We start from the raw sequence: 24,070 nt of genomic DNA on the forward strand, positions 1-24,070 counted from the left end.
ACAAATTTCTGATGCGGGCGCGCGAGGGTTGCCGTGTGTTGCACGGCAACCGACGCTCCTCGCTCGAATACACACAATCCATCCCAAGAATACTCATATGGCAAAAGTCAAAATCAAGCCGATCGGCGATCGCGTGCTCGTGAAGCACATCGAAGAAAAGGAGCAGGTCCGTGGAGGCATCATCATCCCGGATTCCGCCAAGGAAAAGCCGCAGGAGGCCGAAGTGATCGCTCTCGGCACGGGCAAGAAGGATGAAAAGGGCAATGTCGTCGCCTTCGAGGTGAAGGTCGGTGACAAGGTCCTGATCAGCAAGTACGGCGGCACTGAGGTGAAGATCGAAAATGAAAAGTTCACCCTGGTCCGTGAAGACGACATCCTTGGCGTGATCGCCTGAGGATTCACCACAATCGCCAGCAATTTAGGAAAAAACACAATTTATCATGGCTGCTAAACAACTCCTCTTCGACGAAGCCGCGCGCCAGAAGGTGCTCCGTGGCGTCGAACTACTCTCCCGTGCCGTCAAGGTGACGCTCGGCCCGAAAGGCCGCAATGTCGTCCTCGACAAGAAATTCGGCTCTCCCACCGTCACCAAGGACGGTGTCACGGTCGCCAAGGAAATCGAGCTCGCCGATCCGTACGAGAACATCGGTGCGCAGCTCGTCAAGGAAGTCGCTTCCAAGACGAATGACGCCGCCGGCGACGGCACGACGACCGCCACGGTGCTCGCTGAAGCCGTCTACAAGGAAGGCCTCAAGCACGTGACCGCGGGCGCCAGCCCGATCTACCTGAAGCGCGGCATCGACAAGGCCGTCGAGGCCTCCGTCGGCGAACTCGCCCGCGTCTCCAAGAAGGTCAACAACAGCGACGAGATCCGCCAGGTTGCGACCGTGTCCGCCAACTGGGATTCTACGATCGGCGAGATCATCGCCGATGCCATGGACAAGGTTGGCAAGGATGGCACGATCACCGTCGAGGAAGCCAAGTCGATTGAGACGACACTTGATGTCGTTGAAGGCATGCAGTTCGACAAGGGCTATCTCTCGCCCTATTTCGCGACCAACATGGAAAGCCAGGAGGCGATCCTCGAAGACGCCTACGTGCTGATCCACGAGAAGAAGATCTCGAATCTCCAGGAATTCCTCCCGCTGCTCCAGACGACGGCGAAGACCGGCAAGCCCCTCCTCATCATTGCCGAGGAGGTCGAAGGCGAAGCGCTTGCCGCGCTCGTCGTGAACAAGATCCGGGGCACGCTCAATGTTGCTGCTGTCAAGGCTCCCGGCTTCGGCGATCGCCGCAAGGCCATGCTTGAGGACATTGCGGTCCTCACCGGCGGACGTCTCCTCAGCGAAGACCTCGGCATCAAGCTCGAGAATGTCCAGTTGAGCGACCTCGGCCGCGCAAAGCGCATCGTGGTCGACAAGGAAAACACCACGATCGTCGAAGGCGCCGGCAAGAGCTCGGAAATCCAGGGACGCGTCAAGCAGATCCGCCGTCAGATCGAGGAAACAACCTCGGACTACGATCGCGAGAAGCTGCAGGAGCGCCTTGCCAAGCTCGCGGGCGGCGTCGCCGTCATCAATGTCGGCGCGGCCACCGAGTCGGAAATGAAGGAGAAGAAGATGCGTGTTGAGGACGCGCTGCACGCGACGCGCGCGGCCGTTGAGGAAGGCATTGTTTCGGGTGGCGGCGTCGCGCTTCTGCGCACGGCAAAGGCCATCGACACCCTTACCGCGAGCCTCGAAGGCGACGAGAAGCTCGGCGCCCAGATCGTGCGGCGCGCGATCGAGTCTCCGCTCAAGCAGCTCTGCTTCAATGCCGGCGTTGAAGGTGCCGTGATCGTTCAGCAGGTCATGACATCCAAGGGCAACCTGGGCTACAATGTTGCCACGGGCAATTTTGAGGACCTTGTGAAGGCCGGCGTCGTCGACCCGACCAAGGTCACCCGCACCGCCCTTCAGAATGCCGCGTCCATCGCCGGCCTCCTGCTCACCACGGAAGCGATCGTCACGGACGTTCCGGAGAAGAAGGAAGCCGCAGGTGGTGCGCATCCTCCGCACGGCGGCGGCATGGATTACTAAGACTCTACTGCGTAAGCACGGGTGCTGTGCGCCCGTCTTCGCTAGGCAGGGCCGGTTCCGCAAGGAGCCGGCCTTTTTCATGCCTGCGTGCGGTTCCGCGACTCCGGGGCGGCTCGACGGAAAGGCAGGAGGGCGAGGTTTTCCCTTTCCTTTCCCCGGAAGCGGCGTTTCGGTCGCTGCATGGAGGTGATCTTTCTCGGCACCGGTACTTCCCAGGGAGTTCCCATGATTGCGTGCAGCTGTGCGGTCTGCACTTCGGCGGATCCCCGCAACAAGCGGAGCCGGGCCTCGATTCACGTGGTGATGGACGGTTTGCGCATCCAGGTGGACGCCGCTCCCGAGTTCCGGCTGCAGTGCCTGGAGAACAGGATCGAATGGATTGACCTCTTCATCCTCACGCACGGCCATGCCGATCATGTCACGGGGATGGACGATCTCCGGCGCTTCTGCGATCTGCTGGGAGGGAATGCGATGAGCGTGTATTCCACGGAGGAAGGAATGGCGCGGATCCTCGCGATATATCCCTATACCATCATTGAAAGGCCGATCGTGCGCGGCTATGCGGCGTTCAAACTCATGCAGATGCCTACGAGGCTGGACCTGCCCCAAGGCACGATTGAATCGACCCTGCTTCCCCATGGCGGACTGAACACGCTGGGATTGGTATTCACCGAGCGCAGCTCAGGTCAGAAATTCACCTATTACACCGATTGCAAGTGTGTGACGCCGGAAGCGCGGGAATTGGCCAGGGGATCCAGCGTGGTTGTTCTCGACGGATTGCGGCCGCAACCGCATCCGTCGCACATGAGTGTGCATGAGGCGATAGCGGCAGCTCGCGAGATTGCCGCACCGCAGACCTACCTGACACACATCACGCATTATATGGAGCACGCTGCCTGGTGTGCGGAGCTGCCACCGGGAATCACATTCGCCCATGACGGGCTGCGTCTCAGGATCTGAGGGCTGAATTACCAGAAAGAAATGCGATTGAATCAATAATTTGTTATTTATAGGATTTTGCGTCATTAGTTTAGTTTGTCCATGAACATATATTTTTATCCTTGAAACCAATTCATAGTAAACCACTCTGAATTGATTCGCTTGAATGAAACTTTCCAAGAAAGGGGAGTATGCGCTGCGTGCGCTGATCGATCTCGGAATTGCAGCCGAGGCGGGGCGGACGCTTCTGCAGGTTGGGGAAATCGCGTCGAAGGAGCGGTTGCCGATGAAGTTCCTTGAGCAGGTGATGCAGAGCCTCAAGGAGGGAGGGTTTGTCGAAAGCCAGCGTGGAAAGTTTGGCGGCTATCGCCTGGCTCGCCCTGCGTCGCGGATTTCCATGGGGGAGGTCATTCGCCTGATCGACGGTCCTCTTGCACCCATCGGTTGTGTTTCCCATTCGGCCTATGAGCCATGCAGTTGTCCGGACGAGGAGCACTGCGGCCTGCGCATGCTCATGCTGGATGTGCGCCACGCGATCGCAGGGATTCTCGACCGGTATTCGCTTGCTGATGTTGTCGAGGTGACGATTCGGAAACTGCGTCGCGACGAATTTCCGCTCCCCTTCAGCGAGTCCTCACCGGCCGCCAATCACGGCAGGCCCGTGCACTCTCATCCCCATTCATCGCGCGCACGCCTGCAGCCTGTGGAAGGACTGATTCACAACCTCATTTTTGATTACACGATCTAAAATACGAATTTTTCTGCGTCTGCCTGCAGACATAGTCTCGTCGCGGCGCGTTTGTTTGGTCAGACTTTTCAAACAGGCGCGCCCATGCTGCATCCGTCTGGCATTCTGATGAGCTCTCGCATTCCATTGGCCCTCCTTGCTGCCGGCGTGATGTCACTTTTCGCGCTTGAGCAGCCATGCGCGCGCGCGCAGGACGCCGATCGCGAGGAAATCCGCCAGCTTCGCGAACAGATCCGGCTTCTTGACGCGAAGCTCCGGAAGCTCGAGAGGAAACAGGAGGAGAAGGAGCGCCGCGCCGTTGCCGACAGTCCGCCATCGGTTGTGTCCGCGGATGGCTCGGGATTCTCGATGGAATCGGCTGACAAGCGGTACAGGCTCGCCTTGAAGGCGCTCGTCCAGGTGGACCATCGCCTGTTCTTGAACGACAAGAGGATTCGCGGCACGGAAACGCCTGTGGCACAGAACACATTCCTGCTGCGGCGTGTTCGACCCGCGCTTGCCGGCACCTTGGGCGGCATTTTTGACTTCACGATAGTTTCCGAGCTGGGAGCTGGAGACGCCACCAGTTCATCGGCCCGCGTACAGGATGCCTGGATTTCGGCCCGGTTGACGTCCACGCTGGCGATCAAGGCGGGGAAGTTCACTTCGCCGATCGCGCTCGAGGCCGGAACCAGCCGTCATTTCATTGAGGCGCCGTTCGTCAACGCCATCCTGCCCAATCGAGACATCGGGGTGGAGTTCATGGGGACGATTGGCGACGGACGCGTGGCGTATAGAGTGGGTGGCTACAATGGCTCCCGCAACAACACGGCGGACTTCGCGGAGGATGTGGACAACGGCAAGAGCATCGCCGGAAGGCTCACTTTCAATCCGTTCATCGGGACGGACGGAGGATTGAAGGGGTTGAGCCTGGGCGTTGGTGCGGGCGTTTCGCGTGAGGAAGGCGATCCAGCGGGCACGCTGGAGGACCCGGTCACCAACGGCCAGCAGACGCTGCTCAGCTACGGTTCGCTCGCCGCCGACGGCAGACACGTGCGCATTTCCCCGAGCGCCTCCTACTATTCGGGTCCCGTGAGCCTGGTGGCGGAATACGCATGGACGCGGCAGCGGCTGCTCAGGGGAGCCACGGGCTTCGATGCGAAGACCCGCGCCTGGCGCGCGACCATCGGCCATGTCCTCACCGGGGAGGAATCCACGCCGGGAGGCGTGACTCCCCGCGTCAATTTCCTGCGGGGCGAGTCCTGGGGAGCGTTTGAAATCGTCGTTCGGATCAGTGGCATCGATTTTGACGATGACCTATTCGCTCCGGACGCTGGCGCATTGCCGAATGCGCCGACTTCGATCAACTCCACTGGAGCCACTGCCTATGGCACCGGGATCAACTGGTTCATGTCGCGCAATCTGATTTTTCTCGTCAATTACGAGTACACAGATTTCGACGGCAGCACCCTGCGTCCCGCTGAAAGCGCACTCTTCTCGCGCGCACAACTGCGGTTCTGATCCTTCAAGGCATCACAGGAACACTCATGATCATCAAGGCTTGCCGCTTCGTCCTCCTGCCCGCGCTCCTCCTTGGGAGCCTGGCGTCGGCGAAGTCGGTTGCCATGCTGAATGTTTCCTACGATCCCACGCGCGAATTCTATCAGGACTACAACAAGGCGTTCTCGGACTACTGGAAACACAGGACCGGAGATGATGTCACGATCAAGCAATCGCATGGGGGTTCGGGAAAGCAGGCGCGCTCCGTGCTCGACGGAATACCCGCGGATGTGGTGACGCTTGCCCTGGCGAACGACGTCAACGCGCTGTACACCGTTGGGCGGATGATTGACAAGGACTGGCAGAGTCGCCTGCCGAACAATTCCGCGCCATACACGAGCACCATTGTGTTTTTGGTCAGACGGGGAAACCCGAGGAACATCCGCGATTGGGATGATCTTGCAAGATCAGGAGCAAGTGTTGTCACGCCGAATCCGCGAACCTCCGGTGGTGCGCAGTGGAATTACCTTGCGGCGTGGGAGTACGGGCGCCGCAAGTACGGCGGCGATGCGGCCGCGAAGGAGTTCGTGTCGCGGCTCTACCACAATGTGGCGGTCCTCGATTCCGGAGCGCGCGGATCGACGACGACATTTGCGCAGCGTGGCATCGGGGACGTCCTCATTTCATGGGAGAATGAGGCGTTCCTGGCGTTGAGGAAATTCGACAACGGCGACTTTGAAATGGTTGTTCCATCGCTCAGCATTCTCGCGGAGCCTTCGGTTTGCGTGGTCGATCGTGTTGTGAAGCGGCGGAAAACTGAGGCGGTGGCGACGGCGTACCTGGAATACCTCTATTCCGACATCGCGCAGGAAATTGCGGCCCGCCACTTCTATCGTCCGCGTTCCAAGGAGATCATGGCGAAGCACGCGTCGCTCTTCCGTCCCCTCGAGCTGTTCACGATTGACGATGCCTTCGGCGGTTGGAGCAAGGCGGCGAAGGTGCATTTCAGTGATGGCGGGACCTACGACCAGATTTCGTTGAGATGACATGAGCATGGCCGCGTCACGACGTTCCGTTCTGCCAGGCTTCGGCCTTTCGCTGGGTTTCACATTGACCTGCCTCAGCCTCATTGTGCTCATCCCGCTGTCGGCCGCCTTCATTCGCACGGCCGGAATGACGTGGTCGGAATTCGTCAGTGCCGTGACATCGCCGCGCGTGCTTGCGTCGTACCGGCTGAGCTTCGGGGCGTCGTTCGGGGCGGCCCTCATCAATGCGTTTTTCGGCCTCGTGGTGGCCTGGGTGCTCGTCAGGTATTCTTTTCCGGGCAAACGCATCATCGACGCCTTGGTTGACCTTCCCTTCGCGCTTCCGACCGCGGTGGCCGGCATCGCGTTGAGCGCGATTTATGCGCCCAGCGGATGGCTTGGATTTCTGGATCCGCTGTGGGGAGGTGTGGTGGCATGGCTCGACAGAACGATACCGGGCGTGGCGTGGAAGGAATGGCTGGGGGTGCAGATTGCATTTGACCGCCCCGGGGTATTCATAGCGCTGACGTTCATCGGCCTTCCCTTTGTGGTGCGCACGCTGCAGCCGGTCCTTGAGGAGCTGGAGCCGGAGCTGGAGGAAGCCTCGGCGAGTCTGGGTGCGTCGCGGTGGCAGACCATGGTCAGGGTTGTGCTGCCGGAGCTGACGCCCGCGCTCATCACGGGTTTTTCCATGGCGTTCGCGCGCGCTCTCGGTGAGTACGGTTCGGTGATTTTCATCGCGGGGAACCGGCCGATGCACTCCGAGATCACCCCGCTTCTGATCATCTCCAAACTGGAGCAGTACGACTATCGTGGCGCGACGGCCATTGCCACGGTGATGCTTGTTGCATCGTTCGTTTTGCTTCTTCTGATAAATCTGCTCCAGAAATGGAGCCGCCGTCACAACCGGATCTGAGGAAACATGGCTTCAGTCGTCACAGGCCTCGGTTCGCGCTCCGCCGGCTCACGCGGCGCCTCGTCGTCGGTCATCCAGGATTCGCGCTGGGTGCGCTGGGCGCTCACGGGCATCGCGCTGCTTTTTCTGGCCTTTTTCCTGGTCCTCCCACTGATTGCCGTGTTTGCCGAGGCACTGCGCGAAGGAGTCAAGTCCTACCTTGCGGCGCTCGTGGAACCCGATGCGCTCGCCGCGATAAGGCTCACCCTGCTCACTGCGGCCATCGCTGTTCCGGCCAATGTTGTCTTCGGAGTGTCGGCGGCTTGGGCGATTTCCAAATTTTCATTCCGCGGGAAAAGCGTCCTCATCACCTTGATCGACCTGCCATTTGCGGTGTCCCCTGTGGTATCCGGCCTCATTTACGTGCTGGTGTTCGGTCTTCAGGGATGGATGGGACAGATCCAGAATGCCGAAAATCCGTGGTTTCCCTGGCTGCAGGCGTGGCTGAATGATCACGACATCCGGATCATCTTTGCGGTCCCGGGAATAGTCCTTGCGACGACTTTCGTCACCTTCCCGTTCGTTGCCCGCGAGCTCATTCCGTTGATGCAGGCGCAGGGGACGGACGAGGAATACGCGGCGATCACGCTCGGAGCGGGAGGCTGGAAGACATTCTGGCGGGTGACGCTGCCGAACATCAAGTGGGGGCTTTTTTACGGAGTCATCCTTTGCAATGCCCGGGCAATGGGGGAGTTTGGCGCGGTGTCCGTCGTCAGCGGGCACATCCGGGGGGAAACCAACACGATGCCCCTGCACGTGGAGATTCTTTACAACGAGTATCAGTTTTCTGCGGCTTTCGCCGTGGCGTCACTCCTGACGCTGCTCGCGATTGTCACGCTGGTCATCAAGTCGCTGATAGAATGGCGCCATGCGAGGCTTCGCTATGCGGAGACCTGAAGGAAACGCATCCGAATGAGCATTGTTACATCACTGATCAGCAAGCGGTTTGGCGGCTACACGGCCCTCGACAATGTCAGTCTGACGGTGCCGAGCGGCAAACTGGTCGCCTTGCTGGGGCCTTCGGGATCGGGAAAAACGACGCTCCTGCGCATCATTGCGGGGCTGGAGCATGCGGATCCGGGGAGCGGGCGGATTCTTTTTCACGGGGAGGATGTCACGGATCGTTCGGCCGGAAAGCGGCGCGTCGGATTCGTTTTCCAGCACTATGCGCTCTTCCGGCACATGACGGTGTTTGAGAACATCGCCTTTGGACTGAAGGTCCGCAGGTGGCGGGATCGGCCGAAGAAGGCGGAGATCATCGACAGGGTGCGCAAGCTGCTCAAGCTGGTCCAGCTCGAGGAACTCGGAGGGCGCTTTCCGACGCAGCTCTCAGGTGGGCAGCGTCAGCGTGTCGCGCTTGCGCGGGCGCTCGCTGTGGAGCCCAGGGTGCTTCTGCTCGACGAACCCTTTGGAGCGCTTGACGCAAAGGTGCGCAAGGAGCTGCGGCGCTGGCTGCGGCAGTTTCACGAGGAGGTCCACCTGACGACGGTGTTCGTCACGCACGATCAGGAGGAGGCGCTGGAGATCGCGGATGAAGTCGTGATCATGAACCAGGCGCGCATCGAGCAGGTGGGTTCCCCGCAGGAGGTGTACGACCGTCCTGCATCACCCTTCGTCTATCAGTTCCTCGGAAATGTGAATCAGGTCAGGCTTCCCATCCGCGGATTGGAAACGGTCCGGGAACTGACGACATCGGCGGACGGCGCGGTTGCCTATGTGCGTCCGCACGACATCCACCTCACGCGCTTCGAGGCGGGCAGCCCCGGTGAGCCCGCGCTCGTGCGTTCGATACATGCGGCGGGACCGTTTGCGAGGGTTCGCTGCACCCGGGGGCGCGACGATGAAATTGTGGAGGCCGAACTGCCGCGCTCGCGCCTCGGCGAGCTTCGCCTCGCCGTCGGCGACGCCGTGCTCCTGCGCCTTCAGAATCCGAGGGCGGTCGGCGAGGACTTCAGCATTTGAATTGCGCACACCCATTTTTCCCATGGCTAAAATATACAAAGACATCACAGAAACTATCGGTAATACCCCGCTCGTTCGCCTCAATCGCACCGCGGCCGCACACGGTGCCCTGGCGGATGTTCTTCTCAAGCTCGAGTTCTTCAATCCACTCTCGAGCGTCAAGGATCGGATTGGCCTGGCAATGATCGAGGAAGGTTTTCGCACCGGCGCGATAAACTCGAAAACCGTGCTGATCGAGGCCACCTCGGGAAACACAGGCATCGCCCTGGCATTTGTCGCGGCATCGAAGGGATTGAAACTCATCCTGACCATGCCGGAGACAATGTCCATGGAGCGCCGCAGACTTCTCAAGGTGCTTGGCGCGCGTGTCGTGCTGACCGAAGGGCCGAAGGGCATGAAGGGCGCGATGGCGAAGGCCGAGGAGATTCACGCGAAGATTCCCAACAGCGTCATTCTCCAGCAGTTCAACAATCTTGCCAACCCGGCCATCCACCGGAGGACAACGGCTGAGGAAATCTGGAGGGATACCGACGGGAAGGTTGACATTGTCGTATCCGGCATTGGCACCGGCGGCACGATCACGGGCGTTGGCGAAGTGCTGAAGGCTAAAAAGCCTGGTGTGAGGATTGTTGCGGTGGAGCCGGACTCGTCCGCCGTTCTCTCCGGCGGCGCGCCAGGTCCGCACAAGCTTCAGGGCCTCGGCGCCGGATTCATTCCCGCCGTTCTCAACACTAAGATCTACGACGAGGTCATCCGCGTGAAGGAGGCGGACTCCGCTCCGATCAGCAAGCAGGTGAACACCCAGGATGGCATTCCGGTCGGCATTTCCTCGGGCGCCGCAATATGGGCCGGGCTGCAACTGGCCAAGCGGCCGGAGAATTCAGGAAAGCAGATTGTGGTCATCGTGCCCTCCAGCAGCGAACGTTACCTCTCCACCTGGCTCTTTGCCGACATCAGTTCCGAAAGCGATTCCATCGAGGATCTCCTCGCTGGTTCCTGAGCAGGCACGTTCTGAAAGGCTCAGCGTGGTCGGACGAGCTCATGGCGGAAGCTGCTCCCTGCGGCTTCCGCTTTGCTTGTACCACTTGTAGAAGGCAATGCCGACGACCAGCACCGTGACGGCCATGCCGCCGAGTTTCATGATGGCTGCGGCGAGGAGTTGATCGTCTTCCGGGCCGAATCCGGCGATTATGCGCGGCGCGAACTCGTAGGTTGGATAGAGGATTTGGTCGGAAAAGGCGATGTAGGCAAACAGCGGGGTCATCCCAATGGTGACCGCGATCAGATAGAGGATCTGCGCTCCCGGCTGGATTGCGGGCAGCTCGCGCGCCGGGCTCGCAATCGGCCACCAGAAGAAAAGTGCGGCGCCGAAGAACATGATGTGCTCGATGACGTGCACGGTCTTGTCCCTCAGGGCCCAGTCGTAGAGGACGGGCATGTGCCATGCGGAGAGCACGGCGACGTAGATCACGAAGCAGGTGATCGGATGGAAGAAAAACGCCAGCGTGCGGCGCACGGCTGAATGCCGGGCAATGGGAGCGAGCAGCCATTCCGGAATGCCGCGAAGGAAAAGAATCGCCGCAGGGTAGATCAGCAGCAGGTGCTGCACCATATGGGCGCTCAGAAGGAAGCGTTCGCCCGCCTGATCAAGGGGGGATCCGACCGCGAGATAGAAGATGACCAGTGAGCTGTAGAACGCCCACGCCTTCCGGCGCGGGAAATCGGCATCGGAAGTCATCCAGTGCCGCAGCGGCCCGCACAGCAGGCCGTAGAGCCATCCCAGAACAATGAGACCGCCGATGAGGTAGGGTTCGTTATGCCAGTGGCGCCAGTCGATCATGGACCCAGGCTGCGGCCGGGAGGCGGAGCGCCCTCAGGTGTGCTCCGGCCCCGTCCGCCTTCAGGCAACGCTGACAATGGGGGCGGGACGCGGGCTGGCCAGCGCGGTGTCGTAGGCCGAGCCGGTGGGCTTGCTGGCGGTCGCCGAGAACAGCGCATGGAGTGCGATGGCGGTGCCTCCTGCAAGCACCAGACCCAGGAAAAACAGCAGGGTGCAGAACACCTTGTCCCAGCGCAGGTGCATGAAGATGAAAATGACGAACATGAACTTGGCCAGCGACAGAATGGCCAGGGTCACGAACACCGCAAAGTACGGCAGGGGCAGGTAGATCACGACGATCTCGAGGCCGGTGATGACCGCGAGAAGCATCGCAACCTGGACAAAGATATGGAACTTGCTCGCCTCGTGTCCGGAGTTGGAGGAGGAAGCGTGATCAAAGGTGGTGACACTCATGGATGCAGGGAGCGGAAGGATTTCGTCAGGTATGCCGAGGGGGAGTTTTCGAGAAAAGCCGCGGACTAGAAGTACTCGAGCAGGTAGACCACGGGGAAAATAATGATCCACACGATGTCGACGAAGTGCCAGTAGAGGCCCATCGACTCGACGTCGATGGCGTGGGATTGATTGAAGTCCACGGCGCCCGACTGGCGGCCCATCGCATAGAGTCCGGCCAGGCTGACGAGCAGGCCGATGAGCGCGAGCGCGTGTCCCGCGAGAAAGCCGCCGATGGCAAATGCGGGCGTCTGTATCTGGTGGGCGAGGGAAACGACCACATGAACGCCGAGGACGACGGCCACCGCGAAAACGAGGAAGTGGGCGATGCTGACAATGAACCAGGGTTTGCGCGACGCGTCGGCGTTCTCCGGCTTGAACGTGCGAATGTACATGAAGATCAGCCACAGCACGCCGATCGCCACGTGGCACCCGTGAGTGCCGGTAAGGGTGTAGAAGGTCGAACCGAACAGACTGCTCGAAAGGGTCAGGCCTTTCTCATGAACGAAGTGCTGGAACTCGTAGATCTGGCAGCCCAGGAAGATCAATCCGAAGAAGATCGTGCCAAGCAGATTGCGCCGCGTGCTCTGGAGGTTGCCCTTCTGGATGGCGTTCACCGCGAGAGCCATCAGCAGCGACGACATCAGCAGGATGAATGTCGAGAAGGATGTGAGCTCGATCGAGAAGATGGAGCGCGGGTCGGGTGATCCCGCCGGAGGATGCACGCGATAGACGACATGCATCGAGATCAGCGATCCGAAGAACATGCAGTCCGACGCCAGGAAGGTCCACATGAACAGCTTCTTGTTCGGAATGCCGGTCGACGTGGTGGCGTCGTGATGATGATCGATGGTGGCCTGGGCCGCTTGACTGCTCATGAGTGATGCGAAATTCGGACGTGTTGCGCGTTCGGCCTAGTGGGCGGAATGGGAGCCCTTGTTTTCCGGGATCTCATTGCCGTCCTTGTCGAGGTGGATGTGGTAGCCACCCGGTCCCTCCCACGCCCACAGGTAGGCGAAAACAACAATGCAGACTCCCGCACAGATCGCCCCCTTGAAGTTGTGATCCGCAAAGAACAGGCTGCCTGCGAGAATGGACATTGCGGTGAAGAACGGGAACCAGGACTGGCTTGGCATGTGAATACCGCCGTGCGCCTGCTCGGCCCTTCCATGCTCGGCGTTCTCCGTGGCGATTTCGGCCCGGTGCTGCTTTTCATACCAGTACGCATCCCGGGCGTGAATGGTGGGAATCACCGCAAAATTGTACTCGGGCGGCGGGTTCGGAAGCGCCCACTCCAGCGTTCGCGCCTGCCAGGGGTCGCGTCCAACACGCTGGCCCCTGTAGTAGGTGTAGATCATCACGGAGAAGTACACGGCGATGCCGATGCCCAGGATGATCGCGCCGATGGTGGCGATCAGATTGGCGGAATTCCAACCCATGTTGCCGTCGTAGGTGAATGTGCGGCGCGGCATGCCGTTCAACCCGAGGAAGTGCATCGGGAAGAACGTCACATTGAAGCCGATGAAAATCATCCAGAAGGAGAGTTTGCCCCAGAGTTCAGAGACCTTGCGTCCGAAGATGAGCGGGAACCAATAGTGGATGCCCGCGAGAAGCGCGAAGAGTGATCCGCCGATGAGCACGTAGTGGAAATGCGCCACCACGAAGTAGCTGTCCTGCTGCTGCGCGTCGGCGGGCGCGGCGGCGTGCATGACACCGGAGAATCCGCCGATCATGAAGGTCCACACGAATCCAAGCGCGAACATCATGGGAGTTCGCATGTGAAGCTGTCCGCCCCAGATCGTGCCGATCCAGTTGAAGATCTTCACGCCGGTCGGCACCGCGATGGTCATGGTCGCCAGTGCAAACGCCGCGGTTGCGACGGTGCCCATGCCCGTGGTGAACATGTGGTGGGACCAGACTCCGAAACCGAGCGTGCCGATCACGGCGCCTGAGAAAACAACGATCGGATAACCAAAGAGGGGCTTTCGCGAGAAACACGGGAGAATCTCCGAGATGATGCCCATTGCCGGAAGGATGAGGATGTACACCTCCGGATGGCCGAACACCCAGAAGAGGTGCTGCCAGAGAATCGGCAGCCCGCCGCTGGACACCTCGAAGAAATTCGCTCCGAACTGACGGTCCATCATCAGGCCTACCAGCGCGATGGTGATCGCGGGAAAGGAAAGCACGATCATGAATGCGGTGAACAGTGTCATCCAGGTGAACACCGGCAGGCGCATCATCGTCATGCCCGGCGCGCGCAGATTGAAGATGGTGACGATGAAGTTGAGCGAGCCTATCACCGAGGAAACACCGAGCACCTGAAGTCCCATGACCCAAAGGTCCGTTGAGATGTCCGTGGCAAAGGTGTTCGAGAACGCCTTCGACGTCAGCGGTGCGTACCCGAACCAGCCCACGTCGGGCACGCCCGACTTGATGAACCAGCCGACATTCAGAATGATCGCCCCTGCCAGAAACAGCCAGTAGGCGAATCCATTGAGACGTGGAAACGCGACGTCGCGAGCCCCGATCTGCAGCGGCATGATGTAGTTGAAGAACGCGGCTGAGAGCGGCATGACCGCGAGGAAGATCATCGTCGTCGCGTGCATGGTGAACATCTCGTTGTAGGTGTGCGCGCTCAGCAGGGTGTTGTTGGGCACGGCGAGCTGCAGGCGGATAAGGAGGGCCTCGGCTCCGCCGACGAGGAAGAAGAAGAGCGCGGAGATCCCGTAGAGAAGGCCGATGCGCTTGTGATCGACGGTCGTCAGCCAGCTGACGATGCCGGTCTTTGCCGTGGGGCGTGTGAAAATTGCGGGGCGCTCGGAGGATGCCGGTGAATCCTTGCCGATGAAATCTGTTTTGGCTGTGACGTCCATGACCTGGAGAATTTGACGATTGAGAGTGTTACTTGAGGCTGTGCAGGTAGGCGACGAGCGCATTGGCCTCCTTGTCGCTGACCGTGAAATTGGGTTTCCATTCACCGGCATCGTTGCGCGCCATGTAGCCTCCGAACCACATCTTGTTGCCTGGTTTCACGTGGTTGGGTTCGACGAGCCATCGGTGCAGATTCTCCTGCGTGTTTTCCAGCAGGCCGCCGGCGATGGTTGTTCGTGCGCCAACATGGGTGAGGTCCGGGCCGGTGATGCCCAGGCCTTCATGTCCGCGGATGGTGTGGCAGCCCACGCAGGTCTTCTCCATGAAGATCTTCCGCCCCTGGGCAACCAGCTCGAGATCGTCGTTGACGGTTATCTCCTGCTGCTTTTTCCATGCCGCGAACGGCTGCTGGTCAAAAGCCTCGCTCCAGCCCGGGGCATTGAGCCTGTGCTTTTCGTAGGTGTAGGACGCGAACTGTATGCGCGGCTGTTCGAGAGCGCCGGCAAAGAGCGATCCGGCCTTTCGGGCGGGATGCTTCTGGTTGGCGAGCCACGCGTTGAAGTCGTTTTCCGCGAGCGCAATCACGCGAAAACGCATCACGGCGTGCGACTCGCCGCAGTATTCCGCGCATTGCCCCCAGAAGTAGCCCGGCTTGTCCGCCTGGAGCCAGAGGAAGTTTCCGCGGTTCGGAATCATGTCGACCTTTCCGGCGAGCTTGGGAACCCAGAAGGAGTGGATGACATCGACGGTGCGCAGATTGACGCGGACGGGCCTTCCCGCGGGGACAACCAGTTCGTTGGCTGTCACCAAGTTTCCCGAGCCGTCGATCTGCTCCTTGGGATATTCAAACCTGAACCACCATTGGTAGCCTGTCGCCGTGACCTCATAGGCGTTCGCACGCTCCGCTTCGGGAACGTCATAAGTGTAAAGGATGCCGTGAATCGTGGGCACTGCTATGATGACCAGTGCCATGATGGAGGCACCGATGAGGCTGATCTCGACCACCGGATTACCGTGGCTTTGTTCCGGAGGTTCACGTGCGGGATCGTTGTCCTTCGCCTTGAACTTCAATGTGGCGTAGGCGAGCACCCCGCCGACAATGACAAAGATGATGGTGCACACCCAAAGTGTCACATAGAAGAGATCCAGTTGTGACCTGGCCACGGGGCCTTCGGCCTCGAAGGTGGATTGCGGACCATAGATCCATCCGCCCGTGAAAAGCGGCAGGCAGGCAACAGCCAATGCCTGGTACGCGCGCCGTACCGGAATGCAAGGAAGAGAGGGAAATGTCATGTCGCCGGAAAAGAAATGGCAGCGGTCCTGAGGACGCCGGTAAGTTCCAGCGTCGACAGCCGGCGTTCGCATTTCAAGCCATTACTTTGACTTCTGTCCCGCGGATTCCTTGCGCTGGATCAAGCAATTGATGAAATTTCGTGGCGGATTGGGCGATTGTCGCGGTTCGATTTCTGGCTTCAAGTTGCGCGCCTCATGCCTTGATGCCCGGCGATCAGGCCGGCGACGACCGTGCCGACTGTCTCCTCGCGATTGAAATGCTCGTAGATGCGGCGGCGGGCTGCGCGGTCGAGCGCAAGGGCCTGCTCGCAGGCTTCACCAAGTTCGCGCAGATTCCCGTGGCCGTAGCGGAGGATGAGTCCCGCTTTCGCAAGGCTCTCCAATCTGCCCCCCGCCGCGGAATCCTCGCTGACAGGAACCATGCCCATGCAGCCTGACCAGAAGGGCCGGTCCGTGTGCGTGGCCGCCATTGCCGGCGTCGCGAACTTTCTGCCCTCGGGACAGAGGCTCACCTTGTAGCGGCGAAGCTGGGATCGTTCGGCCACGGCAATGGAGTGGTCGGCAAAAAGCCTGAACGCATCCTTGAATGTCTTCTCAAGAAAATCGACCTGCCGCTGGCGGTGTGGCGTGAGCCCCATTTTCGATCCGAGGAAAACAATGGTCCGTTCAGGCTCCTCCTCAAACGGCACCGAGAACGGCAGGCAGTTGGCCACCCAGCTGCGATGAAGCGCGAGGCAGTCAGTTCTCAGCTGCGACCTTGCCTGCGGTTCCAAGGGGCATTCGTCGTGGACAAGGATGTCGAGGTGCGGGGCCAATTCCTGAAAGCAGGGCATGGTGCGGCTCGCCTCGTCGAAGGCGTAATAAAGGATGCGGACATCCAGTTTTCGCAGCATCGGTCCAAGGCTGCGCCAGATTCCGGCAAGGCCCTGCGGATGCTGCCCCATGAAAACGAGCCACCAGTCTTCGCTGGCCGGTTTCCCGCGGCAACGTTGGAGAAATTCCGCCATGTGGTTCGCGCCGACAACGTGGGCGGGTTCAAAGCGGAGCGCCGGATGGGCGAGCGCGTCAAACACCCGCACGTTTTCCGCATGCCAGTCGCAGTCGAGACGCGCAAGGGCGATCAGGGTCTGGTCGTGCGGGTCGCTGACTTTCCGGCTGACATCGAGTCGGGGCAGCCGCGCGAGATAGTCGGCTGCGGTTTCCAGGCGGTCCGCCCAGGTGGTGAAGTGGAAGATGCGCTGGACTCGCTGCTGCCTCTGCCTGGCGGAATGCGTCGGGACCGGGGCCACACTCACGCAGCATCGTCGCCGAACGGATGGTCGGTCCAGAGCGCGACCGGAGGGGTCGACGGCTTGCCGATGGAGGCCATCAGTAGCTCGTGCAGCGACGGCATGGAGGGGACCATTTCATCGATTCCGGCATCGTCAATACCAACGTCTCCGCCCCACCTGTATTCGGCCGACTCAATGTCGCGGAAAAGCGCGTCCTCCCAGCCGAGGTTGACCCTGCGCACGGAAGATTGCGGAAGCGACGGAATCGAGGAAGTCATGTGCCCTGAAATCGAACCACCCTTGCCGGCGATTGAAGGAATAATTGCGCCATAGGGGAAAAACTCGATCGAATCCGGGAATGCGAGGGGGCATTGCCGGCGAGTCCGCCCAGGTTGGTCGAAGACCTGGCTGGAAACTGCGCCGTCGATGTGCGTGAGTCCAGCAGTGGCAACACAGCATCCAGCCAATACTTGCGGCGCTCCGGCGGATGGGAAGACCCCGCCCAATCCCTGCAATGCCGGCCGTCGCGCCTTGTTCCTCGACCGGGATGGTACGTTGATCGTGCATGTTCCCTACCTTCACATGCCTGAAGAAGTGAAACTGATCGCAGGTGTTAGTGCCGCGCTTGGGGAGGCGCGCGCGTCGGGATTTGAGCTGTATCTTTTCACCAACCAATCGGGAGTGGGCCGCGGGCTGTTCGACCTGGACGCCGTTCATGCCGTCAATCAGCGCATGCTCGAGCTCCTGGGTGGTGGCGACGATCTTTTTGCCGACGTGTGCATCGCGCCCGAGGCGCCGGATGCGCCGGCCGTCTACCGCAAACCGTCGCCGCGATTCATCCTGGAAACGTGCCGCGCCGATGGGCTCGATCCCCGGCAAAGCTGGATGATCGGGGACTCCCCGTCCGACTGGGAGGCGGGCCTCGCCGCGGGAATCAACGTAGCCGCGGTCGGCTGCAACGCTGAGGAGCCGGAGCAGAATCGCCGCCTGCGCGAGGCGAGGGGTGTTCCGGGTTATTCAAGTCTCCAGGAGGCGGTTCGCGCCATAGTCGCTGCGGTTTCGCATCCGGACTCGAAGCGTTGATTGCCGCGCGGCGCATTCAGATCCGTGACGCTACAGGCTCGCGCCGGCTCGCATCGGGTGCATTTTCCACGAGCGAACTGCGCACCCACGCGATCACGGGTCCAAGGCCGGTCGCCAGCGACACCGGATCGAACGCAGGCCACAGGCGCCTGAGGCGGTCGATCTCCAGGCACTTCGAGCGCGCGCCCGTGTAGCGGCTGGTGTCGTATTCGATGCACGAGGGATCGTAACCGACCTGCAGGCAGATCAGTTCGGCGAAAGTGCGGATGGGAAACTCCTCGCCCGCGCCGACGTTGACGAGCTGGCCTTCCACTCGGGGGCTGAGTTCGAGTGCGACGCGGACAAAGTCGTCGACGTGGATCAACTCGCGGCGCTGGTGTCCGTTCCCCCAGAGCACCACCGGCTCATTGTGGAGATGGCCGCGCAGAATTTTTCGGATCAGGTCGAAGATGAAATGTAGCTGCCGCCCGTCCGCATGGTAGCCCGGTCCGTACAGCGTGGACGGAATGAGCGTGAGATGCTTCAAGCCGTACTGCTTCGCGAGCGCAAGCTGGCCGATCCACAGCATGCGCTTGGTCATGGCGTAGGTGAAGAGGCTGTCGATGGGCTGACCGTCGAGGTAGTTCTCCTCGCGGAGCGCGCGATCCGGCGCGTACGCGCAACTCGTACCGATGGAAATGAGTTTGGCTTGGGGTTGGCGCGATGACCACCAGTCGAGCAGGGTGGTGTTGATGCGCTGATTGTGCACCCACTGCTCACCCGGATGATGCAGGCAGAAGTCCCCGGCCTGCGTCCAGGCGGCGAGATGGTAGATGCGGTCAAACCGCTCTGCGTCCCAGGGCGCGAGCGCGCCGGAGTTGAGCAGATTGCACTCCTGTGATCGCGGGGCGACGACGCGATGGCCAGCCTTCTCCAGCGCTGCTGTGAGGTGACGCCCGAGAAAGCCGTTCCCGCCGGTGACGAATATCGAAAGCGAATCGCTCATGTGTCGCGTGGGTTGACCGGAAAATAGAATTCGACTCCGCGTGCGATCAGGTGCGCGTAACGCGCGAGAATCTCCTGCTTGAAGTTCCATGCGAGCACGTAGTACACGTCGGGCACGTCGGTGAATTCATCCTCGATCCGGACCGGGATGTGGCTGCCGGGCGCTACAAGGCCGCGGCGATGCGGATTGCGCTCGGTCAGGCACTCGATCAGGTCCGGGCCGATCCCGTAGTAGTTGAGCAGGGTGTTGCCCTTGACCGGTGCGCCGAGGCCGAACACGCGTTTTCCGGCCAGTCGGCACTGCTGCAGATAGGCCCGGTTTTCCTCGCGGCGCGTGGCGATGCGGCGGGCGAATGCCTGGTACCAGGGGAGTGAATTTGCTCCGGCGGCATCCTCGACGGCGATGAACTCCGCAAGCCGTGCGCTGGGTTTCGCCGAGCCTGCGTGCGTCGCGTGCGCTATGATGGATCCACCGTGGATCGGTGAAAGCTCGGCGTCGAAGAGCGCGAGTCCGTGCCGGCGGAGCAGCACGTCGAGCGTGCGCACATTGTAGTACAGCAGGTGCTCGTGATAAATCTGGTCGAACGCGTCGTTCTCGACGATGCGCTTCATGTAGAGAAACTGGATGATGAAGACACCGTCCGGTGCGAGGCAGGCACGGATGCCTTTCGTGACGGAATGCAGTTCCTCCAGATGGAAGAAGACTCCCGAGGCGTTGATGACCTCGAAGGTGCGGTCGAGGGCGCGCGCGGTCTGCTCGTTGAAGAAGGCGCGCACCGTGGTGAGGCCCGCGGCGTTTGCGAGGTCGGAGGGAAGTTTTGCCGGTTCAACACCAACGATGTCGTATCCCAGCGCGCGATAGTGTCGGAGCTGCGTTCCGTCGTTTGATCCGATGTCCAGCATCGCCTTGCCGACGCGATTCCTGAAGTAGCGCTCGTCGACGGATCTGGCGACAGCCTGAAAGTGATCGCTCAGGGTTTTGGTGGTGCCCGACAGATAAGTGTGGTCCTCAAACATTGTCTCCTTCGGAACCGTGTGGTCAAGTTGAGCGGTCCCGCAGCGATCGCACAGCACGACGGAGAGCGGATAGAAGGGCTCGCTGCCCGCGTCCGCCGGCTTGAGGAAGTGGTTGGCCCACGGCTGGCGTCCGAGATCGACAGCCGGAGTGAGCTGGGTGGAATCGCAGACGCGGCAGATCATGCAAAATGGCTCCGGTGGGCTGTGATGAATTTCTCGGCGGCCCGGAGTGTTTCGGGCGTGCCGATGTCGAGGAAGGGCGCGGTCACGGTTGTCACTTGCATGCGATGGTTCAGCGCGAGCGATGGAAAGACGTCGAATTCGAAGCTGAGAGGGCGGGTGGCGGGCAGCGACCGGAGCGCGCGTTCGCTGAAGGCATAGACACCCGCGTTGATGGTGCCAGCACCGGGGGATTTTTCGCGAAAGGATTTGAGGAATCTGTCGGGACCAATCTCGAGCGTGCCGAAGCGCGAGGCATCAGGCAGGGCGAGACCGAGCAGCGCGGCGTCCGCGACACCGGCGTCAATGGGAGCGAGTAGCGGGCGCGGGTCGGTGAGAACGAGCGAGTCGCCATTCACCACGAGCCATCGGCGGCTGTCGTCGATGACGGCGGGCAGCGCGTGGATGCATCCGCCAGCGGTGCCCAGCGGACTGGTCTCCGGGCGGCAGGTGACGGAGATGTTCGGGACGGGCTGCGATTTGAAATGATTTCCGACCACCTCCGCCAGGTGACCGGTTGCCAGGAAGAAATCGCGGCATCCCCAGCGGGCGAAGGCGCGCACGACCCACTCGACGAATGGGCGCCCCGCGACGGGTGCCATGGGTTTGGGCACGCCCGGCAGCAGGTGACTCACCCGCGTGCCGAAACCGCCGGCAAGCACGATGACGCCGGGCGGAGGTGTGCGTTCAGACATTGCTGTAACGGGAGTTTCGCAGGATCGTGTACCCCTTGATCAATTCGCGGATGCCCCGGTCGAGGTTCCACTGCGTGCGGAAGCCCGTGGAGAGAAGGCGCTGGTTGGAAACGATATAGTCGCGTTTGTCGGGATCCTCGCCGACCGGCGCCTCGAGAAAGGTGAAGGTCGGCAGGTGCTTCCTGATGACCGCGCACAATTCGAGTTTGGAAAGATTGGCCTCCTCGAGGCCCGCATTGTAGGCGCGGCCCTTCATGCGTTCGAAATTCTGGAGGGCGAAGGAGAAGGCGCGCGCGACGTCCTGGATGTGGATGTAGTTGCGCTTGAAGTGTCCCTCGAAAATGACGACGGCGCGATCGGTCACGGCGCGGTGCACGAAATCGTTCACGAGCAGGTCGACGCGCATCCTCGGTGAAAGGCCGAAAACGGTGGCGAGACGGAAGCTCAGGCTGTTCGTTCGGCTGAGCACGGCGGCCTCGGCGGCGACCTTTGTCGTGCCATAGAGTGAAATCGGGCGGAGTGGGGTGTCTTCCGTGCAGAACTTGCCGGATTCGCCGATGCCATAGCCGCTGTTGGTCACCGGGAGCAGGATCCACTGCGACGGGGAGGCGAGCCGGCAGATCATCTCCACGGCATCCTGATTGATGGTCCGCGCGCCGATGGCGTCGGCCTTGCAGAGCGGCGCGCCGACCAGCGCGGCCAGGGGGATGATGGTGTCGGCCTTTGCGAGCAGCGGCTTGATCAATGCCTCGTCGCGACAGTCCCCGCGCACGGGATGGAAGCCCTCGTATTTGCAGCAATCGAGCAGGGTCGATTGTCCGAACATGAAGGTGTCGAGGACAGTGACTTCGTGGCCTTCGGACAGGAGGTGGGGAGTGAGGACGGAGCCGATGTAACCGGCTCCCCCGGTAATGAGGAGTTTCATCGCGTTGCGGCGTGGCTGGACTGAAAACATACACCTATACGGCACGCCGCGTTGGGAAATTATTGTCAAAATCCGTTGGCAGGCGCTCACCACACCCAAGCAACGCCGCCACGCCATGGATCGATTGGTATGGTGCTGCCCCAGAGCCCCGTTCGAGACCTCAGGCACGCCTCTGAATCATCCAAGCAATCCCGACGAACGCGCACGCCGCAAAAGCTGGACAACAAACCCCAATTGGAGGGGCACGCTCCGTCGTGACCTGGATTCGCGCATCCCAGAACCGCGCGGGTTGGGCTTCGTGGTGCCTGGGTTGGACCAGATGCCTTGGAACCCGCTTCGTGATCCTTTGTGTCTTGCGTCGTGTCTTACGACGGTTTTCATTTCAGACATGTCTGAATCGCTCACCATTCGTCTGCCCGCAGCCCATCGGAAGGCCTTGCGTGCGCGTGCAGCCGCTTCGGGACGGACCGAGTCCGAGCTGGTGCGTGAGCTGATTGCCGGGCAGTTGCTGCGGCCGGGCACAGTGGGCGAGCGGGCCGGACGCCACATGGGCCGCCTTGACTTTGCACCGATGTTCCAGGGCGGGGATCCCTGGCGGAAGCACCTGCTGCGCATGAACACCCGGTCGTGACCTACTGGTTGCTGGATACCGGTCCCTTGGTGGCGGCTCTAAACCGGGGAGACCCTCAGCATGAACGGTGCGCCAGAGTTCTGTCTGGATTTTCCGGAACCTTGCTGACCACGGGAGCAGTCGTGACCGAGGCCATGCATTTCATCGGCGGGCAGGCGAAGGGCGCGGAGGTGTTGGTGGAGTTCCTGGATGACGCGCAGATTGGCATTCGGGACTGCTTTGCCCCGGAGCAGCTTCGCGCGGCATCCCGGCTGATGGGCAGGTATGCGGACACACCGATGGACTTTGCCGACGCCACATTGGTCCTGCTCGCGGAGGAAACAGGCTTGGACAAGATTCTGACGCTTGATGAGCGCGGCTTCCGGACCTACCGGCGCCACGGTTCGCGCCGTTTTCGATTGGTCTTGGACAAGATCGATTGAGGCGCGGAATCGGCGAAGGCGTCAGTCGAGGTCGAGCGTGCTCTACGAAGTGAGCCCGCATGTCTCCTGGATTTTCACATCTGTGACCCTCGTGCTTCCGGGGCTGGCGCAGCCGGCCAGACAACTGCCAAAGTGGCGAGCGGGTTCCTGGCTGTCACCGATTGTGGCGAGGCCGAATGCCAAGGCCAAAACGGAGTCGCAATGCAACGCGCGCGGCAGCGTGACAGGCCTTGGGATGTCGTAATGTGCGCCTTTCGCATGAATGGAATGGAGAAGAGTGCAGCGGAAAATCCTCCCGCAAGCGGGAGATCAGTGCGTTGTGCTAAAGTGGGGAGTTGGCAGGGGCCGCGGCGGTGTGTACGGGATGCGGCCTCACCACCGGGACCGATTGATGCCCCACGTGCGGAATTCCCGGACGGACTGCAACAGGATCGTCAGGCTTCTTCGTTTCAGGAAACCTCCGCCTTCTGCGTGCGTCTCAATCCTTGATTCCTCCCCAACCGGGAAAGCCTGTCCCCTCACCCATCATGAAAATCATTCACTCCACCGTTGTCCTGCTCGCCCTCGCCGTCGCCGTCGCGAGCCTGCGCGCAGAAACCGACACCGTGCGCCCCATCCCCGCCGCTCGCGCCCGCCTGAGCCCCCATGAAACCGTAAGCGCCGTGATCGGTGGGAACCGCCAGACGGGCTCCCGCGTCACGATCACCTACGGCAGGCCGCACACCAAGGATCCCAAGTCGGGCGAGATGCGCAAGATCTGGGGCGGCCTGGTCAAGTGGGACAAGGCCGACCGCCTCGGCGCCGACGAGGCCACGCTGCTCCTCACCGAAAAACCGCTGGAGATCGCCGGGACGACCGTTCCGGCGGGCGCCTACACCCTGTACATCGTGCCCTCGGAAAACGGTGCCACGAAACTCGCCTTCAGCACCGCCCTCGGAAAATGGGGCATCCCCGTCGACGAGACCCATGACGTCGCGCGCTTTGACCTCGCGAAGGCACCGATCGAAACACCCGTAGACCAGTTGACAATCGCCGTGGCAAAGGATCCGGCCACGGGCGGAGGTGAGATCAAAATCCAGTGGGAAACCACCCAGTTCTCGCTCCCGTTTACGGTTAAGAGCTGACACGCCCTGCTGGC

At 61.1% G+C, this 24,070-nt stretch carries 25 protein-coding genes; 14 read left to right on the forward strand and 11 right to left on the reverse strand.

Annotated features, from left to right (window positions below):
• The first annotated feature begins 97 nt into the window (after positions 1 to 97).
• From HS122_15570 to cysK, 10 genes are all read left to right on the forward strand, one after another.
• Positions 98 to 394, forward strand: coding sequence for a co-chaperone GroES (locus tag HS122_15570; protein MBE7539813.1), 297 nt, complete (start codon positions 98 to 100; stop codon positions 392 to 394).
• Positions 395 to 440: 46 nt separating this feature from the next.
• Positions 441 to 2,078: a chaperonin GroEL gene (gene groL, locus HS122_15575; GenBank protein ID MBE7539814.1), complete on the forward strand. Its 1,638-nt coding sequence runs from the start codon at positions 441 to 443 to the stop codon at positions 2,076 to 2,078.
• Positions 2,079 to 2,258: 180 nt separating this feature from the next.
• On the forward strand, positions 2,259 to 3,038 hold the full coding sequence (locus HS122_15580; protein MBE7539815.1) for an MBL fold metallo-hydrolase: 780 nt from the start codon (positions 2,259 to 2,261) through the stop codon (positions 3,036 to 3,038).
• Between the two features lie 145 nt (positions 3,039 to 3,183).
• Positions 3,184 to 3,765: an Rrf2 family transcriptional regulator gene (locus HS122_15585; protein MBE7539816.1), complete on the forward strand. Its 582-nt coding sequence runs from the start codon at positions 3,184 to 3,186 to the stop codon at positions 3,763 to 3,765.
• A gap of 108 nt (positions 3,766 to 3,873) precedes the next feature.
• Positions 3,874 to 5,265 (forward strand): porin, encoded by a 1,392-nt coding sequence (locus HS122_15590; GenBank protein MBE7539817.1) that lies wholly within the window; start codon positions 3,874 to 3,876, stop codon positions 5,263 to 5,265.
• Positions 5,266 to 5,291: 26 nt separating this feature from the next.
• Entirely contained in the window at positions 5,292 to 6,290 is a 999-nt protein-coding gene (locus HS122_15595) for a sulfate ABC transporter substrate-binding protein (protein MBE7539818.1), read from the forward strand.
• A gap of 1 nt (position 6,291) precedes the next feature.
• Positions 6,292 to 7,185 carry a sulfate ABC transporter permease subunit CysT gene (cysT, locus tag HS122_15600; protein ID MBE7539819.1) on the forward strand — a complete coding sequence of 298 codons (894 nt, stop codon included), beginning with the start codon at positions 6,292 to 6,294 and terminating at the stop codon, positions 7,183 to 7,185.
• Between the two features lie 6 nt (positions 7,186 to 7,191).
• A complete protein-coding gene (cysW, locus tag HS122_15605; protein MBE7539820.1) occupies positions 7,192 to 8,121 on the forward strand; it encodes a sulfate ABC transporter permease subunit CysW in 930 nt (309 codons plus the stop codon).
• 15 nt (positions 8,122 to 8,136) lie between these two features.
• Entirely contained in the window at positions 8,137 to 9,186 is a 1,050-nt protein-coding gene (locus HS122_15610) for a sulfate ABC transporter ATP-binding protein (GenBank protein ID MBE7539821.1), read from the forward strand.
• Positions 9,187 to 9,208: 22 nt separating this feature from the next.
• Positions 9,209 to 10,186 carry a cysteine synthase A gene (gene cysK / locus HS122_15615; GenBank protein ID MBE7539822.1) on the forward strand — a complete coding sequence of 326 codons (978 nt, stop codon included), beginning with the start codon at positions 9,209 to 9,211 and terminating at the stop codon, positions 10,184 to 10,186.
• Between the two features lie 39 nt (positions 10,187 to 10,225).
• On the opposite strand, the gene HS122_15620 is transcribed toward cysK, so the two are convergent.
• The 7 genes from HS122_15620 to HS122_15650 form a co-directional block, all read right to left on the reverse strand.
• A complete protein-coding gene (locus tag HS122_15620; GenBank protein ID MBE7539823.1) occupies positions 10,226 to 11,026 on the reverse strand; it encodes a cytochrome c oxidase assembly protein in 801 nt (266 codons plus the stop codon).
• Between the two features lie 60 nt (positions 11,027 to 11,086).
• Positions 11,087 to 11,479: a cytochrome C oxidase subunit IV family protein gene (locus tag HS122_15625; protein ID MBE7539824.1), complete on the reverse strand. Its 393-nt coding sequence runs from the start codon at positions 11,477 to 11,479 to the stop codon at positions 11,087 to 11,089.
• 65 nt (positions 11,480 to 11,544) lie between these two features.
• Complete coding sequence (locus HS122_15630) at positions 11,545 to 12,396, reverse strand: heme-copper oxidase subunit III (GenBank protein ID MBE7539825.1); 852 nt, start codon at positions 12,394 to 12,396, stop codon at positions 11,545 to 11,547.
• Between the two features lie 36 nt (positions 12,397 to 12,432).
• Positions 12,433 to 14,394: a cytochrome c oxidase subunit I gene (gene ctaD / locus HS122_15635; protein MBE7539826.1), complete on the reverse strand. Its 1,962-nt coding sequence runs from the start codon at positions 14,392 to 14,394 to the stop codon at positions 12,433 to 12,435.
• A gap of 28 nt (positions 14,395 to 14,422) precedes the next feature.
• Positions 14,423 to 15,685 carry a cytochrome c oxidase subunit II gene (gene coxB, locus HS122_15640; protein ID MBE7539827.1) on the reverse strand — a complete coding sequence of 421 codons (1,263 nt, stop codon included), beginning with the start codon at positions 15,683 to 15,685 and terminating at the stop codon, positions 14,423 to 14,425.
• Between the two features lie 179 nt (positions 15,686 to 15,864).
• Complete coding sequence (locus tag HS122_15645; GenBank protein MBE7539828.1) at positions 15,865 to 16,980, reverse strand: hypothetical protein; 1,116 nt, start codon at positions 16,978 to 16,980, stop codon at positions 15,865 to 15,867.
• Positions 16,977 to 17,234, reverse strand: a complete 258-nt coding sequence (locus tag HS122_15650) for a hypothetical protein (protein ID MBE7539829.1) — start codon at positions 17,232 to 17,234, stop codon at positions 16,977 to 16,979. Before HS122_15650 ends, HS122_15645 begins: the two co-directional genes overlap by 4 nt.
• A 166-nt stretch (positions 17,235 to 17,400) precedes the next feature.
• Between HS122_15650 and HS122_15655 the strand changes: the two genes are divergently transcribed.
• Positions 17,401 to 18,039 carry an HAD-IIIA family hydrolase gene (locus HS122_15655; GenBank protein ID MBE7539830.1) on the forward strand — a complete coding sequence of 213 codons (639 nt, stop codon included), beginning with the start codon at positions 17,401 to 17,403 and terminating at the stop codon, positions 18,037 to 18,039.
• A 16-nt stretch (positions 18,040 to 18,055) separates the two neighbouring features.
• On the opposite strand, the gene HS122_15660 is transcribed toward HS122_15655, so the two are convergent.
• Genes HS122_15660 through HS122_15675 form a run of 4 tightly spaced genes read right to left on the reverse strand, consistent with a single transcriptional unit; the run spans position 18,056 to position 21,879 of the window.
• Entirely contained in the window at positions 18,056 to 19,024 is a 969-nt protein-coding gene (locus tag HS122_15660) for an NAD-dependent epimerase/dehydratase family protein (protein MBE7539831.1), read from the reverse strand.
• Complete coding sequence (locus HS122_15665) at positions 19,021 to 20,223, reverse strand: class I SAM-dependent methyltransferase (GenBank protein ID MBE7539832.1); 1,203 nt, start codon at positions 20,221 to 20,223, stop codon at positions 19,021 to 19,023. Before HS122_15665 ends, HS122_15660 begins: the two co-directional genes overlap by 4 nt.
• A complete protein-coding gene (locus tag HS122_15670; protein MBE7539833.1) occupies positions 20,220 to 20,954 on the reverse strand; it encodes an NTP transferase domain-containing protein in 735 nt (244 codons plus the stop codon). Before HS122_15670 ends, HS122_15665 begins: the two co-directional genes overlap by 4 nt.
• The gene (locus tag HS122_15675) at positions 20,947 to 21,879 is read right to left on the reverse strand and encodes an NAD-dependent epimerase/dehydratase (protein ID MBE7539834.1); all 933 of its coding nucleotides are present in this window, start codon (positions 21,877 to 21,879) and stop codon (positions 20,947 to 20,949) included. The genes HS122_15670 and HS122_15675 overlap by 8 nt, the downstream gene beginning before the upstream one ends.
• A gap of 388 nt (positions 21,880 to 22,267) precedes the next feature.
• Between HS122_15675 and HS122_15680 the strand changes: the two genes are divergently transcribed.
• From HS122_15680 to HS122_15690, 3 genes are all read left to right on the forward strand, one after another.
• The gene (locus HS122_15680; GenBank protein ID MBE7539835.1) at positions 22,268 to 22,510 is read left to right on the forward strand and encodes a ribbon-helix-helix protein, CopG family; all 243 of its coding nucleotides are present in this window, start codon (positions 22,268 to 22,270) and stop codon (positions 22,508 to 22,510) included.
• Positions 22,507 to 22,932, forward strand: a complete 426-nt coding sequence (locus HS122_15685; GenBank protein ID MBE7539836.1) for a PIN domain-containing protein — start codon at positions 22,507 to 22,509, stop codon at positions 22,930 to 22,932. The genes HS122_15680 and HS122_15685 overlap by 4 nt, the downstream gene beginning before the upstream one ends.
• Before the next feature lie 527 nt (positions 22,933 to 23,459).
• Positions 23,460 to 24,056: a DUF2911 domain-containing protein gene (locus HS122_15690; GenBank protein ID MBE7539837.1), complete on the forward strand. Its 597-nt coding sequence runs from the start codon at positions 23,460 to 23,462 to the stop codon at positions 24,054 to 24,056.
• Positions 24,057 to 24,070: the final 14 nt, after the last annotated feature.

Source organism: Opitutaceae bacterium (assembly GCA_015075305.1).
Taxonomy (GTDB): Bacteria; Verrucomicrobiota; Verrucomicrobiia; order Opitutales; family Opitutaceae; genus UBA6669.